The organism is Streptomyces sp. SPB074 (genome assembly GCF_000154905.1).
Classification (GTDB): Bacteria; Actinomycetota; Actinomycetes; order Streptomycetales; family Streptomycetaceae; genus Streptomyces.
The window spans coordinates 953,569-968,252 of record NZ_GG770539.1 but is presented as its reverse complement, the minus strand read 5'-3'; the positions used below and the strand labels follow the sequence as shown (position 1 = coordinate 968,252).

General features: G+C 74.8%; 12 protein-coding genes and 2 pseudogenes. 7 read left to right on the top strand and 7 right to left on the bottom strand.

The window, feature by feature from the left end; translation table 11 throughout:
- Positions 1-599 (bottom strand): GAF domain-containing protein (locus SSBG_RS03945; protein ID WP_008744928.1); only part of this gene is annotated, 599 nt, incomplete at its 3' end.
- Positions 600-726: 127 nt separating this feature from the next.
- On the opposite strand from SSBG_RS03945, the gene SSBG_RS03940 reads away from it, so the two are divergent.
- Complete coding sequence (locus SSBG_RS03940; protein ID WP_008744927.1) at positions 727-2,493, top strand: AMP-binding protein; 1,767 nt, start codon at positions 727-729, stop codon at positions 2,491-2,493.
- Positions 2,490-4,124, top strand: coding sequence for an AMP-binding protein (locus tag SSBG_RS03935; protein WP_008744926.1), 1,635 nt, complete (start codon positions 2,490-2,492; stop codon positions 4,122-4,124). Before SSBG_RS03940 ends, SSBG_RS03935 begins: the two co-directional genes overlap by 4 nt.
- A gap of 113 nt (positions 4,125-4,237) precedes the next feature.
- On the opposite strand, the gene SSBG_RS03930 is transcribed toward SSBG_RS03935, so the two are convergent.
- Entirely contained in the window at positions 4,238-4,894 is a 657-nt protein-coding gene (locus SSBG_RS03930; RefSeq protein ID WP_037871058.1) for a hypothetical protein, read from the bottom strand.
- A 185-nt stretch (positions 4,895-5,079) separates the two neighbouring features.
- Here SSBG_RS03930 and SSBG_RS03925 point away from each other — a divergent pair, with 185 nt between their 5' ends.
- Together SSBG_RS03925 and SSBG_RS03920 are read left to right on the top strand one after the other, a co-directional pair.
- A complete protein-coding gene (locus SSBG_RS03925; protein WP_008744924.1) occupies positions 5,080-5,331 on the top strand; it encodes a hypothetical protein in 252 nt (83 codons plus the stop codon).
- A pseudogene (locus SSBG_RS03920) lies at positions 5,328-5,757 on the top strand (helix-turn-helix domain-containing protein). Before SSBG_RS03925 ends, SSBG_RS03920 begins: the two are co-directional and overlap by 4 nt.
- Before the next feature lie 20 nt (positions 5,758-5,777).
- Here SSBG_RS03920 and SSBG_RS03915 read toward each other — a convergent pair.
- On the bottom strand, positions 5,778-6,005 hold the full coding sequence (locus tag SSBG_RS03915) for a hypothetical protein (protein WP_037868884.1): 228 nt from the start codon (positions 6,003-6,005) through the stop codon (positions 5,778-5,780).
- A gap of 243 nt (positions 6,006-6,248) precedes the next feature.
- Between SSBG_RS03915 and uraD the strand changes: the two genes are divergently transcribed.
- From uraD to SSBG_RS03900, 3 genes are read left to right on the top strand one after another with little or no spacing between them, the layout of a single operon-like run.
- Positions 6,249-7,145, top strand: coding sequence for a 2-oxo-4-hydroxy-4-carboxy-5-ureidoimidazoline decarboxylase (gene uraD, locus SSBG_RS30660; RefSeq protein ID WP_008744923.1), 897 nt, complete (start codon positions 6,249-6,251; stop codon positions 7,143-7,145).
- A 5-nt stretch (positions 7,146-7,150) separates the two neighbouring features.
- A complete protein-coding gene (gene pucL / locus SSBG_RS03905; RefSeq protein ID WP_234010349.1) occupies positions 7,151-8,152 on the top strand; it encodes a factor-independent urate hydroxylase in 1,002 nt (333 codons plus the stop codon).
- A gap of 32 nt (positions 8,153-8,184) precedes the next feature.
- Positions 8,185-9,570, top strand: a complete 1,386-nt coding sequence (locus SSBG_RS03900; protein WP_008744921.1) for an 8-oxoguanine deaminase — start codon at positions 8,185-8,187, stop codon at positions 9,568-9,570.
- Between the two features lie 36 nt (positions 9,571-9,606).
- Here SSBG_RS03900 and SSBG_RS03895 read toward each other — a convergent pair.
- The 4 genes and pseudogenes from SSBG_RS03895 to SSBG_RS03880 form a co-directional block, all read right to left on the bottom strand.
- Positions 9,607-11,843, bottom strand: a pseudogene (locus SSBG_RS03895) (alpha-N-acetylglucosaminidase).
- 131 nt (positions 11,844-11,974) lie between these two features.
- On the bottom strand, positions 11,975-12,400 hold the full coding sequence (locus SSBG_RS03890) for an acyl-CoA thioesterase (protein WP_008744920.1): 426 nt from the start codon (positions 12,398-12,400) through the stop codon (positions 11,975-11,977).
- Between the two features lie 419 nt (positions 12,401-12,819).
- Positions 12,820-13,506 (bottom strand): hypothetical protein, encoded by a 687-nt coding sequence (locus tag SSBG_RS03885; protein WP_008744919.1) that lies wholly within the window; start codon positions 13,504-13,506, stop codon positions 12,820-12,822.
- Positions 13,507-14,084: 578 nt separating this feature from the next.
- A complete protein-coding gene (locus tag SSBG_RS03880) occupies positions 14,085-14,546 on the bottom strand; it encodes a DUF305 domain-containing protein (protein ID WP_008744918.1) in 462 nt (153 codons plus the stop codon).
- Between the last annotated feature and the right edge of the window lie 138 nt (positions 14,547-14,684).

Genomic DNA, 14,684 nt, shown 5'->3' with positions numbered 1-14,684 from the left:
TCCGCGAGCCCGCGCAGGTGGGCGCCCGTCTCCCGCACCTCCTGCCAGGCCCCCGCACGCGCCGCCTCCCCGCCCGCCGCCGCGAGGGCCCGCGCCTCGTCCCGCACCACCAGCGTCTGCTCCACGTCGCGCGCCGCCTCGACCGCCGCGCGCAGCGTGCGGTCCCCGAGCGGCTGCGGCGCGCGCAGCGCCCCGTACAGCACGGCCCGGACCCGGCGCCGCACCACGACGGGCACCGCGAGGACCGAGCGCAGGCCCTCGGCCGCCACCGGCGTGTCGTACTCGTGGCTGATGGTGCGCGCCACCCGGTAGTCGGTGACCGTGCACGGCCGCGTCAGCGTGATCGCCTTGCCGCCCAGCCCGTTGCCCGCCGAGACCGCGAGCCCGTCGAGCGCCGCCGTCGCCGTACCGCTCAGCTCCCCGATCCGGACCCGCTCGGCACCCGCCCCCACGAGCGGCCCGCCGAAGGCGACCGGCAGCCCGGTGGCGCGCCGCAGGCGCAGTAGCGCGGCGCGGATCTCCGCCGCGTCCGCCGCCCACTCCGCGCCGTCTTGCCCCGCCCCGCGCGCGCCGCCGGGTGCCCCTGTGTGCGCCGCCATGACCGTCCTCCGTCCCGCAGGTGCCGCTCAGCGTGCCATCCGTGCCGCCCACCCCCGAACGGGGGTAGTGAGACCTGTGTCACGCATCTCACGATGGGCACGAGTGGTTTCGCAACCTGGAGGACACATGTCGGCAACGCCCCCCGCCGCCGCCCCGGCCGGCGAACCGGCCGCCAGCGGCCCCGCCCCGGCCCCCGGCGGCGCTCAGGCCGCCCGCGCCGGTGAACCGGGCGCCACCGCCGCCTTCCGCGCCGCCCGCGACTTCCTCCTCCGCCACGGCGAGGACTACGCGGCGGCGCACGCCGGCTTCGAGTGGCCCCGCCCCGAACTGTTCAACTGGGCACTCGACTGGTTCGACCGGATCGCCGAGAACAACGAGCGCACCGCGCTCCACATCGTCGAGGAGGACGGCTCCCGCCTCGAACTGTCCTTCGCCGAGCTCTCCCGGCGCTCCGCGCGCGCCGCGAACTGGCTCCGCGGCATCGGCGTCGCCCCCGGCGACCGCGTCCTCCTCATGCTCGGCAACCCTGCCGAACTGTGGGAACTCATGCTCGCCGCCATGAAGCTGCGCGCCGACATTTTCCCCGCGACCACCCTCCTCGGCCCCCTCGACCTGCGCGACCGCGTCGCGCGCGGCGAGGTGAGCCACGTCGTCGCCCGCTCCGCCGACCTGGAGAAGTTCGCGCACGTCCCCGGCGACTGGACCCGCATCGCGGTGGGCCCGCCCGCCCCCGGCTGGCACGACTACGCCGAAGCCGCCACCGCGAGCCCCGTGTTCGTCCCCGAGGGCCCCACCCGGTCCGACGAGACCCTGATGCTCTACTTCACCTCCGGCACCACCGCCCGCCCCAAACTCGTGGAGCACACCCACCTCTCCTACCCCGTGGGCCACCTCTCCACGATGTACTGGATCGGGCTGCGCCCCGGCGACGTGCACCTCAACATCTCCTCGCCCGGCTGGGCGAAGCACGCGTGGTCGAACTTCTTCGCGCCGTGGAACGCCGAGGCTACCGTGTTCATCTTCAACTACACGCGCTTCGACGCGGGCCGCCTCATGGCCGAGATGGACCGCGCCGGGGTCACGAGCTTCTGCGCCCCGCCCACCGTGTGGCGGATGCTCATCCAGGCCGACCTCAGCGGCCTGGAGACCCCGCCGCGCTCCGTCGTCGCCGCCGGCGAACCCCTCAACCCCGAGGTCATCGAGCACGTGCGCCGCTCCTGGGGCGTCACGATCCGCGACGGCTTCGGCCAGACCGAGACCTCCGTCGCCGTCGCCAACTCCCCGGGCCAGCCCCTCAAACCCGGCTCCATGGGCCGCCGCAGCCCCGGCTTCACGATCGCCCTCCTCGACCCCGTGACCGGCGAACCCGGCGCCACCGAGGGCGAGATCAGCCTCGACCTCGCGAGCCGCCCCGTCGGCCTCATGCGCGGCTACCACGGCGACCAGGCACGCACCGCCGAGGCCACGGCGGGCGGCTACTACCGCACGGGCGACATCGGCGCCAGGGACGAGGACGGCTACCTCACGTACGTGGGACGCGCCGACGACGTCTTCAAGGCGAGCGACTACAAGATCTCCCCCTTCGAGCTGGAGAGCGCCCTCCTCGAACACCCCGCCGTCGCCGAGGCCGCCGTCGTGCCCGCCCCCGACCCCGTACGCCTCAACGTCCCCAAGGCGTACGTCGTCCTCGCCGAGGGACACGCCCCCGACGCCGCGACCGCGCGGCTCCTCTTCGCGCACTCGCGCGCCGTCCTCGCCCCCTACAAGCGCCTGCGCAGGCTGGAGTTCGGCCCGCTGCCCAAGACCATCTCCGGCAAGATCCGCCGCGTCGAACTGCGCGAGGCGACCGCCGGCGGCTCCGCGGCCGAGTACCGCGAGGAGGACTTCCGATGAGCACCGCGCCCCCCGAGACCACCCCCTCGTACGCCCACGGCACCTCCACCACCCCCCTCATCGGCGAGACCATCGGCGAGAACCTGGCCCGGATCATCGCCGCCCACCCGGACCGCGAAGCACTCGTGGAGGTCGCGAGCGGCCGGCGCTGGACGTACGCCGCCTTCGGCGAGGCCGTCGAACTCCTCGCCCGCGGCCTCCTCGCCCGCGGCGTCCTCAAGGGCGACCGGGTCGGCATCTGGGCCGTCAACAGCGCCGAATGGGTCCTCCTCCAGTACGCGACCGCCCGCGTCGGCGCCCTCCTCGTCAACATCAACCCCGCCTACCGCGCCCACGAACTCGGCTACGTGCTCCGGCAGTCGGGCACCCAGCTCCTCGTCGCCTCACTGCGCCACCGCGACACCGACTACCGCGCCTTCGTGGACGAGGTGCGCCCCGCGTGCCCCGAACTGCGCGAGGCCGTCTACATCGGCGACCCGAGCTGGGACGCCCTCGTCACCGCCGGTACGGACGTCCCCCGCGCCCGCCTGCGCGCCCGCGAGGCCGAGCTGTCCTGCGACGACCCCGTCAACCTCCAGTACACCTCCGGCACCACGGGCTTCCCCAAGGGCGCGACCCTCTCCCACCACAACCTCCTCAACAACGGCTTCTGGGTGGGCGAGACCATCGGCTACACGGAGCACGACCGCGTGTGCCTGCCCGTCCCCTTTTTCCACTGCTTCGGCATGGTGATGGGCAACCTCGGCGCCACGTCCCACGGCGCCTGCGTCGTCATCCCCGCGCCCGCCTTCGACGCGCGCGCGACCCTCGAAGCGGTGGAGAAGGAGCGCTGCACCTCGCTCTACGGGGTGCCGACGATGTTCATCGCGGAACTGAACCTCCCCGACTTCGCCTCCTTCGACCTCACCTCGCTGCGCACCGGGATCATGGCGGGCTCGCCGTGCCCCGTCGAGGTCATGAAACGCGTCGTCGCCGAGATGCACATGTCCGAGGTCTCCATCTGCTACGGCATGACCGAGACCTCGCCGGTCTCCTGCCAGACCCGCGCCGACGACGACCTCGAACACCGCACCGGGACCGTGGGGCGGGTCCTGCCGCACCTGGAGGTCAAGGTCGTCGATCCCGTCAGCGGCGTCACCGTGCCGCGCGGAACACAGGGCGAACTCTGCACACGCGGCTACTCCGTCATGCTCGGCTACTGGGAGGACCCCGAGCGCACCGCCGAGGCCGTCGACCCGGGGCGCTGGATGCACACCGGGGACCTCGCCCTCATGCGCGAGGACGGCTACGTCGAGATCGCGGGCCGCATCAAGGACATGATCATCCGCGGCGGCGAGAACATCTACCCGCGCGAGATCGAGGAGTTCCTCCACACCCACCCGAAGATCTCCGACGTGCAGGTCGTCGGCGTCCCCGACGCCCGCTACGGCGAGTCCGTCCTCGCCTGCGTCATCCCGCGCGACCCCGCCGAGGCGCCCACGCTGGACGAGATCCGCGCCTTCTGCCGCGACCGCCTCGCCTCCTACAAGATCCCCAGCCGCCTCGAAGTCCTCGGCAGCTTCCCCATGACCGTCTCGGGCAAGGTACGGAAGATCGAACTGCGCGAGACGTACGGGGAGGAACGGGACTGACACGCGGGGGCGGCGCTGACGGGCGCGGTGGGCGCCGATCCCCGCCGGGACGGCCCCCGCCGATTCCCGCCGGGACGGCCGCCCCCCCGTACGCTCCCGCCCTCGTACCCGGCTCAGCGCCCCAGCCGCTCCGCCGCCTCGTTCAGCGGCCGGACGAGGCCCGTCGCCTCCAGGGCGAAGAGCGGCACCCCGAGCCGGACCGCGCTCGCGGCGGCCTCCGGTTCGGGGCCGCCCCGGGTGAAGCCCACCGGGTCGGCACCGGCGGCGAGCGCCGCGAGCCACAGGCACTCCACGTCCCGCACCGTCAGCCGCCGCCTGCTGGGCTCCACGTGCGCGAGCAGCCCGCGCGCGGCGAGCGCCACACCCGCCGGGGCCGGCTGCGCCGCCCGGTGTATCTCGCCGTGCCCGAGCCGCCCGAGGTGCAGCGCCGCCGCCGTCACGGCGTCCCGCGCCGAGCGGATCGGCGCGAGCCCACCGGGCCGCCGCGCGAGCGGTACGGAGCCCGGCGCCCCGGCCGCCTCCACCGCGAGCCGCAACAGCGTCCCGCAGGGGCACCCGTACGCGGGCCGGGGCCAACGCGTCGTCCGCCCGCAGGCCACGCACCGCACCGCCAGCCACTCCTCGCCCCAGTCGCGCCGCTCCACCGGCTCACCCATGCCGCCGTCCACGAGCGGCAGGACCACCGGCACCCCGCAGGCGCAGGGCAGCTCGGGCGGGAGGTGGCTGCCGACACGGCGGCAGACCGGGCAGGTGACGGCGACGGAGGCCATGACGTGCTCCAGGACCTTGACGGACGGGCCGCGCGCACGGGGACGCGCTCCCATCATCCTCCCGTTCCCCGCCGCCTCGCCGGGAGTTGGGGGAGCGCGGGCGGCGCGCCCGGCCCCCGGGCCCGTCGGCTAGGGTCGCTGCGGCGGCCCCGCGCGGGGCCGCGGGACAGCGCGGGAGGCGTCTCATGCGGTTGCGGGTCGAGTTCACCACCGAGCCCTTCGACCTCGAAGAAGTCCCCCCGCACGCGCTCGCCGCCCGCGAGGTGCTGCGCACCGCACCCCTCGACGGCATCGACGTGGGGCCCTTCGGCAACACGGCCGAGGGCGAGGCGGGCGAGATCGTCGCCACCGTCGCCGAACTCCTGCGGACGACCATCGACGCGGGCGCCGGCCGCGTCTCGCTCCAGGTCAGCGTCATCGGCGGGGCCGGGCGGTGACCGGCCCCGTACCGCATCCGCTCCTCGCGGCCGTCCGCCCCCTCGTGGACGCGGTGGGCGGCGAACTGCTCGCCCCGGCCGCCGCCGCGCCCGGCGACGTCGTCCTGCGCTGGGAGGGCGAGGACGTCCTCGCCGTACGGCTGCCGGGCCTCGGGGACGACGGCCTGGACCGGCTGGTCGAAGGAATAAACAAGAGATCACGGGCCGCTCGACGCGCTCGACCGCCGCACGAAGCAGGACCTCGTCCGGCATCTGGAGGCGCGCGGCGCCTTCACCGTGCGGCACGGCGTCGAGACCGTCGCCGCCGCCCTCGGCGTCTCGCGCTTCACCGTATACAACTACCTCCGGCACGTCAACGAGCGCCGGGCCGCCGAACGCGCAGGCGAGCGGCCCGTCACCGAGGGGCGGCACGGGGAGGAACGCTGAGGCGCGGGCGCTCGCGCCGCTCAGGCGGCCGCGACGACCTCCGCGCGCAGCGCGGCCGACCACTCCGCCAGCAGCGCCTCGTACTCCCCGCGCCGCTCCTCGGCGAGCCGCCCGCCCGCGCACCACAGCGCGCGGATCTCCGCGTTGACCACGGCGGCGGAACGCGGGGCGGGCACGGCGGCCGGGGCGAGGACCTCGCGCGCGAGGCCGGGGCGGGGCGGAGCGACAGGACGGGACGTCTGAGCCATGGGGTCCACCGTAGGGGGCGCCACTGACAACGGCCCTGCACCGACATGAACACTCCGTAAGGCCCGCCCGCCCCCGCCGGACGGCCCCTCACCCCGCCCCACAGGCCCCCCTTTTACGCCCGTGTTACTTCGCCGTATCCGTTCGCCACCCCGATTTAACAAACTGTTGACGCGTGCAGGGGGAAGGTCTTAGCTGTCCGCAGCCCCACGCGGCACGACCGCTCCAGGACCCCGGAGGTCCCCGTGACGCTCAGCCGGTTCAACGCGCTCCCCGCCCCCGAGGCCCGCTCGGCCCTCGGCGAGGTCTGCGCCGCCGAGGAGTGGGCCGCCGCGGTCCTCGCCGGACGGCCGTACGCGAACACCGCCGCGCTCCACGCGGCGAGCGACGCGGCGACGGCCGCCCTGGAAGGGCCCGGCCTTGACGCCGCCCTCGCCGGGCACCCGCCCATCGGCGCCCCCGGCGACGCCACCTCGGCGCGCGAGCAGAGCGCGGTCGCCGAGGCCCCCGCGGAACTGCGCGCCCGCATCCGGACGCTGACGCTCGCGTACCAGGAGAAGTTCCGGCACGTCTTCCTCGTCCGCGCCACCGGACGCACCGCGGCCGACATCCTCGCGGCCCTGGAGGAACGCCTCGGCAACACGCCCGCGACTGAGCGCGCCCGCGCCCGCTCCGAGCTCGCCGCCATCCACCGCGTCCGCCTCGACCGCCTCTTCCCGGAGCACCCGGACGGCGCGGAGCGCGCGGAGGGCCCCGAGCACCCCGCGCGTCCCGAGCCCGGGGCACCCGACGAGCCGGCCGTGCTCCCGGGGCCCGCCACCGTGTCCACGCACGTTCTCGACACGAGCGCGGGCCGTCCCGCGCCCGCCGTCCCCGTCACCCTCGCGGCCCGCCCCGGCCCCACCGCCCCCTGGAGCGTCGTCGGCACCTCCGAGACCGACACGGACGGGCGCTGCCGCGACCTGCCCGCGCTGCCGCCCGGCACCACCGAGGCACGCCTGGAGTTCGCCACGGCGGGCCACGTCCCGGGCGCCTCCTTCTTCCCCGAGGTGAGCCTCGTCTTCCGCGCGGCCCCCGGCGAGCACCACCACGTCCCCCTGCTGCTCAGCCCGTACGGATACTCCGCATACCGAGGGAGCTAGGCACCATGCCGAAGAACGGCCCCGAAGCCGCCCGCACCGCCCCCGAAGCCCCCGCGGCCCCCGTCACCGCCGCCCCCGACGCCGGGGCGTCCGCCGCTCCCGCCTCTACCGTCGCCGTGCTCGGACAGAACCAGTACGGCAAGGCGGAGGTCCGCGTCGTCCGCGTCGTCCGCGAGGGCGCGGTCCACCACCTGCGGGACCTCAACGTCTCGATCGCCCTCTCCGGCGACCTGGACGACGTGCACCTGACCGGCGCGAACACCCACTGCCTGCCGACCGACACGATGAAGAACACCGTCTACGTCTTCGCCAAGGAACACGGCATCGCCTCCCCCGAGGAGTTCGCCCTCCGCCTCGCCCGCCACTTCGCCACCACCCGTCCCGGCATCCACCGGGCCAGGGTCCGCGTCGAGGAGTACGCCTGGGACCGCCTCACCGACCCCGCCGACGGCCCCGCCCACTCCTTCGCCCGGCGCGGCGGTGAGACCCGGCTCGCCGAGGTCACCCACGAGGCGGGCCGACAGCAGGTGATCTCCGGGCTCAAGGGCCTCACCGTGCTCAACACGACCGACTCCGAGTTCCACGGCTTCGCCAGGGACCCGTACACGACGCTCCAGGAGACCCGCGACCGCGTCCTCGCCACCGAGGTCTCCGGGCGCTGGCGCCACACCTGGACCGGCGGGAGCGGCCCCGTGCCCGACTGGGACACCAGCTACCGCGAGAGTCGCGCGCACCTCCTCGCCGCCTTCGCCGGTACGTACTCGTTCTCCCTCCAGCAGACGCTGCACCGGATGGGCAGCCGGATCATCGAGCACCGCCCCGAGATCGCCGAGGTGCGCTTCTCGCTGCCCAACAAGCACCACTTCCTGGTCGACCTCGCCCCCTTCGGCCTCGGCAACGACAACGAGGTCTACTACGCCGCCGACCGCCCCTACGGCCTCATCGAGGCGACGATCCTGCGGGCCGGCCACGAGGCCCGCATACCGGTCGACCACAGCAACCTCTGAGCCGTGATCCCCGCCCCCGCCAAGGACCCGCCATGACCCCGACCTCCGTCCCCCAGGGCCGCATTGTCATCGAGAACGCCGCTCTCGCCACCGTCGACGCGGCCGGTACGGAGCACGCCCGCGGCCACCTCGTCGTGCACGGCGACCGGATCGAATCGCTCGGGCCCGGCCCGGCGCCCGACGGCCTCGCCGACGTCCGCCGCCACGTCGACGGCACAGGCCACCTCCTGACCCCCGGACTCGTCAACACGCACCACCACTTCTACCAGTGGCTCACGCGCGGCCTCGCCACGGACCACAAGCTCTTCGACTGGCTCGTGGCCCTCTACCCGACGTGGGCGCGCATCGACGAGGACATGGTCCGCGCCGCCGCGCGCGGCTCGCTCGCGATGATGGCGCGCGGCGGCGTGACGTGCGCGACGGACCACCACTACATCTACCCGCGCGGCACGGGCGACCTCTCCGGCGCCCTCGTCGGCGCGGCCCTCGACCTCGGGGTGCGCTTCACCCTCGCCCGCGGCTCGATGGACCGGGGCACCTCCGACGGCGGCCTCCCGCCCGACTTCGCCGTGGAGAGCCTGGACGCGGCCCTCACCGCGACCGAGGAGACCATCGACCGCTTCCACGACCCCGCCTTCGGCGCCATGACCCACGTCGCCGTCGCCCCCTGCTCCCCCTTCTCCGTCTCCACCGCTCTCCTGCGCCGGGGAGCCGAGCTCGCCCGCCGCAAGGGCGTCCGGCTCCACACGCACGGTTCGGAGACCCGCGAAGAGGCCGACTTCTGCCGCGAGTTGTTCGGCATTGGCCCCACCGACTACTTCGCGTCCACCGGCTGGCTCGGCGAGGACGTGTGGATGGCGCACTGCGTCCACATGGAGGACGCCGACATCGCCGCCTTCGCCCGCACGGGCACCGGGGTCGCCCACTGCCCCTCCTCCAACGCCCGCCTCGCCGCCGGGATCGCCCGCGTCCCCGACCTGCTGGCCGCCGGGGTCCCGGTCGGCCTCGGCGTGGACGGCACCGCCTCGAACGAGACCGGCGAACTCCATACCGAACTCCGCAACGCCGTCCTCGTCGCCCGCCTCGGCCCGCACCGCGAATCCGCCCTGGGCGTACGGGAGTCGCTGCGCCTCGCGACCGCCGGGGGAGCCCGCGTCCTCGGCCGGGCGCACGAGACCGGCTCCCTGGAGCCCGGCAAACTCGCCGACCTCGTCCTGTGGCGCATGGACACCCTCGCCCACTCCACGATCGCCGACCCGGTCGCCGCCCTCGTCCTCGGCGCCCCCGCCCCCGTCACCCTCTCCCTCGTCGGCGGCCGTCCCGTGGTCGAGGACGGGCACCTCGTCCGCGCCGACGAGGACCTCGTGGCACGAGAGGCCCGCCACCAGGCCCGCCGCCTCGCGGAGCGGGCGGGCTGAACCCCGGGCGGGCAGGCCTCCCGCCCGGGCCGTCCCTCAGTCCGCGCGCGCCAGCGACCGCGCCACCTCCTCCGCCACCTGGTGCACCTCCCCGCGAGGCCGCGTCGCGAGGCTTCCCGGGTCCCGCGTCCACCGGTCCTCCAGCGCGAACCAGTCGATCGCCGCCGGCTTCCGCCCCGCCCTGAGCGCCGCCGACAACTCCTCGATGTACGTGCTCCAGCGCAGCCGGTACAGCCCGCCCACCAGCCCCGACCACTCCCGGTTCGCATAGTCGCGCAATCCGGCGTCGGCCCCCTGCCGGGCTCCCCACGTCGTCAGCAACGACAGGGCGTCGTACTGGAGCTGGTCCTTCTCGGCGGCGCTGCCGCCCCAGGCCCGCGCCGCCTCCACCCACCGGCCGAGCAGGTGGTCCTCGTCCGTCGCGACGAGCTGTTCGAGGAGGTCGATCAGCGCGAGCCAGCGCCGCCCGAGCCGCGCGAACTCGGCCTGGTCCTTCGCCTTGTGGGCGGCGGCGAGACGCGGCAGCAGCGTCCGGCTCCGGTTCGCGAGCGCCTGCCGCGCCACGTCGAGCAGATCCCTGCGGTACGTGGCCGAATCCCGCAACTCGGCACGTACGGCGAGCAGTTCGTTCAGTGCGGGTTCGAAGGACGCGGCCGGGTACCGCAGCGCCTTGGGGGACCACTTGCCCGCCGAGACCGCGTCGAGCGCGGGCCGCGCCCCGAAGAGCCCGTCGGCCGGCTCCGACCAGCGGTCGTCGCGCCGCGTCCCGTACACCGTCGTCCGCAGGATGTCCCACGCCGCCTCGGCGTGCGTGTCACCGCCCCCGTACCGAACCCGCGCGTACTCGCGGAACCAAAAACGTCAGGTAAAACGGACCCCTCCGTCCACGGGAGTTCGGCGAACAACTCGAACGCCGCCGCGTTGTTGTCGGCGGCCTCCGGCATCAGCGCGATCCCGGAGAGCCGGCTGCCCGCGCGGTCCCGCCAGCGGGGGTAGAGGTCCACCCAGTCGCGCGTGTTGGCGCCGAGCGCGGTGTGACCGCCGAAGTTCCAGATCGAGCCGAAGGCGTACGGCGTGCCCTGCCAGTCGCTCTCGCGGTCGCTCACCTCGGGGAAACGGTCGCTGAGCCCGTCCACGACGAGCATCGCGTCGCGGTCCGCCGCCGCGACGATCTCCTTCGGCGGGTTCTTCTGCCAGCCGAGGATGACCCACACGGCGTCGGGCCGCGCCGCGCGCAGCGCCCGCTGCACCCCGCGCGTCGCCTCCCCGACCGGTACGTTCCCCGCGCGGCCGCCCTCGTGCAGGAGATCCATCTTGTAGAGCGTGCCGCGCCCGAACAACTCCTCCTGGATCTCGTAGAACGCCGCCGCGACCTCCGCGAAGAGGTCGGAGCGCGGATCGAGCCAGTCGGGCCGCGCGAAGCCCATCCACGTCCCCTGCGGCACGGTCCTCGCGCCCGGATTGCGGTCGGCGAAACCGGCCGGGACCGTCCCGAAGTAGCCGGGGAGGACGGGCTTCATGCCGAGTTCGCGCAGCCGCCCCACGATCCGGGCGCCGAGTGCCGCGCGCTGCTCGACCAGCCGCGCCGTGACGGGAGCGGGGAAGGAGGAGAGGTTCTGGAGCAGCCACCACGGCTGGTGCGCGGGCCCGGGAATCCACGCGCGCACCTCCTCGTCGCCGTATCCGTAGCGCTGGAAGAGCCGCTGGTAGACCGCGTCGGCACCCGCGTAGACGAGTACTTCGTTGAAGCCGTGCAGCGCGAGGAGGTCGATCTCGCGCTCCCAGTAGGCCCAGTCGTGGTACGGGCCCGTGTAGCCGTCGTTCGTGTCGTTGAGCACGAAGCGGTGCGGGGTGTCGGCGCGCCCTTCGATGCGCCCGCCCTCGGGCGCGGGCACCCGGGCGGGCAGCCCGGCGCGGCTTCCGGCCCAGGTGAACTGGGCGAGGCCCGCCTGCTTGAGGTAGCGGCGCAGGCCCGTGAGCTGGGTCGCCGGGTTCGTCCCCGCGACGGTGACGCGCCCCGCCCGGCCGCTCACGACGAAGCGGTCGAGTCCTTCGGGGCCCGGGGCGAGGGGGACGAAGTCGAACTGGTCCGCGTGGGCGCCGAGGAGGCGCCGGGCCGCCTCGGCGGCGGGGTCGGCGGGGGCGAGCGGGGCGGCGGGAGTGCTTGGCGGCGCGACGGCGGTCCGGGCGCTCGCCGTGCCGCTCCCGGCGACGGCGGCGATTCCGGGCGCGCCCGCGAGCAGTCCCAGGAAGGTGCGGCGGTCCCATGGCATACGGCGACTCCTAGGCTCGGCGGCGTTGTCCCCCGCGAGGAGTACCCCGTCCGGCCGCCGCTGTCCCGGGCGCGGGCGTTTTGTCTCCCAGGGCACAGGAACGACCCGGAAGCACGGTATGCTCCATCCCCTCAGCAGCCGCAGACGGCAGGAGTGGTGGCGAGGGCGCGCACCCGGCCGCCGGGGTCGGCGACGAGGCGCCGCTCCCGCAGGTCGAGGATGCCGCCGAGACCGCTGATCTCGGCGGAGACGACGCCGTCGGCGCGGGTGATCGTCTGCTCGAAGCGGAACGTTTTCCCTCCGTCCCACAGGACCGCGCACCCGACGGTCACCTTGTCGCCGGCCCGCAACTCCCGCAGATAGCGGATGGTCGTCTCCAGCACCACGGGCCCGATCCCCGCCTTCGCGAGATCCCGCTGCGTGATGCCCGCCGCCCGGAACAGCTCCCAGCGGGCGTGCTCCGCGTACTGGAGGTACACGCTCTGGTTCAGGTGCCCCTGAACGTCGGTCTCGTAGCCCCGCACCTGCACGGAGACGCTGAACTGCTGCTCGGACACTGCCCACTCCCGACCTCGGGTCCGGTTTCGCCGTCGCCCATTCTTGTACGGGAAGAGGCGTGGACATGGGGCGGATGGACTGCGGACACGCCGAAATCGGGTGGGGGAGGGAGTCGGGGGGAGGGGGGTGAGCGTTTACTCATCCGTAGTGCTTTGACGCGTTGTCACCATGCTTTCGGGTGACGGGTTTGATGGGTTTGGCGAGGTTATCCACAGATTTTGGTGGATGGCGGGGGAGGGGGGCGGGGGTGGGAGAGACTGGTATTGGGGTCGCCCCCCCCGGGAGGGAGGGGGCTGTCCGCGGGGAGGGCGATGTCCGCGTGTGGGGGTGGCCAGGCGCCTCGCAAGACTGCCGTGCGGGTGAGACCTGCCCCCCGGCTGCGCGGCGCTGGCCCCCCTCCGCTCAGCGCGCGCCGGCTCTACCGTCGCGGCGGCGAGGCGATCACCACCCGCCCCCCGCGCCGGTCCCCGTGCTCGCTCACCTGCCAGCCCGCCGCCTCCAACGCCTCCGCGCACAGGACCAGTTCCTCACGCGGGTCGGTCCCCGTACCACTCGCTCCGTCCCCGCCCACTCCGTCCCCGGCCACCCGCACCTCCACGGCCTCCGGCTGCGGGGACTCCCGCACCACGTACCCGTTCCGGCCCGCGAGCGCCGGAACCCGGCCCGCCGCCTCCAGGGCGAGCGCCGCCGCACGGACGAGGTGCGCGCGTTCCCAGGCGCACGGACGCCCCGTGTCACCGTCCGCGCGCGTCATCCGGCGCAGCTCCAGAAGCCCCTGCCACGCCGCGCGCACCTCGCGGACACGCGTGGCGGCATCGACGGGCGGCTCGTGCTCCTCGCCCGTACGTGCCGCGAAGACCCCGTCCGCCGTCGGGCGCGGCACGGGTGGCGGCTCGGGGGAGGAACGGAGCTGTTCCGGGGGCTCCGTGCGGGCGCGTTGACCGGCCGGGCTCAGGAAGCAGTCGTGCGGCGGGCGCGGGTGCCGGAAGGCGAGCCCCAGTTTCACGAGCCGTTCGAGCACCGCCGCCGGTCCCCGCAACCGTCCGGTCACCGGCTCCGCCGCGCCGATCACCCTCCGCTGCGCCGCCGTGAGCTCCCGCGCCATCCCGCACCCCTCCGTCAGCCCTGCCGTCACCGGTCCCGCTAGCGATGGTCCCCCACCGCACCGACAACGGCCCGGACGGCCGGGCCGCCTTCCGTGCCCCGCACCCTGTACGTTGCGCCGGGCACCGTCCTGTCGTCCCGTACGCGCGCACCCGCGCCGCCCCCCTCGGCGCCCCGAGGACCCGCCGCCGCGCCGCCCGCCCTTGCTTCGGTCCGTGACCGAGACCCCGGCCGGGCGCCACGGCTCGTCACCGTCCTCCCCGGCGCCGTCCACGGGCCCGCGCTCGCGCCGGAGGCGAGTGGTTCCGTGGGCATCGTCGTCCGGTGAGACAGAGGGAAAGGGGAGCGGTAAGGGGGAAGCCGTGCACACCGATCAGCCTCAGCGGTCGCCAGGCCCTCCGGCCCTGGTCCGTGCCGGGGAGCTACCTGCTCCCTGCCGAGGCTCTATCTGCTCAGCGCCCCGCCCCCGCGCCACGCCCTCTGCCTGAGCCCGCCCCGTTCCCGCCTACGTCTTTATGCGCAAACCCGCCCCGTGCTCGCCCCAGCCCTCCGCCCCCGTGCCCGCGCCGCCATGGCCGCTCAGCCGGCCTTCAGCCCCGCCTCCGCCTTCGTCGCGCGCTCGCCCATGCGGCGGGCGAGGCGGTGCACGCGGGTGTCGCCCTTCGTCCGGTTCAGCTCGGTCGCCAGCGTGCGGGTCTGCGCGAGGTGTTCGGCCAGCGCGGCGCGCAACAGCGTGTCGAAGCGGGCGCCGCGCGCCTGCTCCAGGGCGCGCAGTTCGCCCGCGTTCACCATGCCGGGCATGTCGTGGCCCTCGTGCGGGTTCTCGCCGTCGAGTCCCGCCGCCGTGAGCAGCCCGCGCAGCGTCCTGAGGTCGGTGCGCTGTCCCCGCGCCAGGTCAGCGGCCCAGGTGGCGAGGGCCGCGTCGGCACCGTGCGTGGGCGCCAGCTCCAGGAGGGCGAGGGCCTGCTCCTCCATCGCGCGGGAGAGTTGCAGCCAGCCGATGTCCGTGGCCCCGAGACCGCCGGGCGACGGTTCGCTCACGACGCCCCCGGGCGAACTCGCCGCACCCGCACCCGCACCCGCACCCGCACCCGCCCCCGCACCCGCCGTCCCCGCACCCGGACTCGCACTCGCCCCGCCCGCGTTCGCGGCACCTCCGCCGCCCGCGCCCGCGCCCGC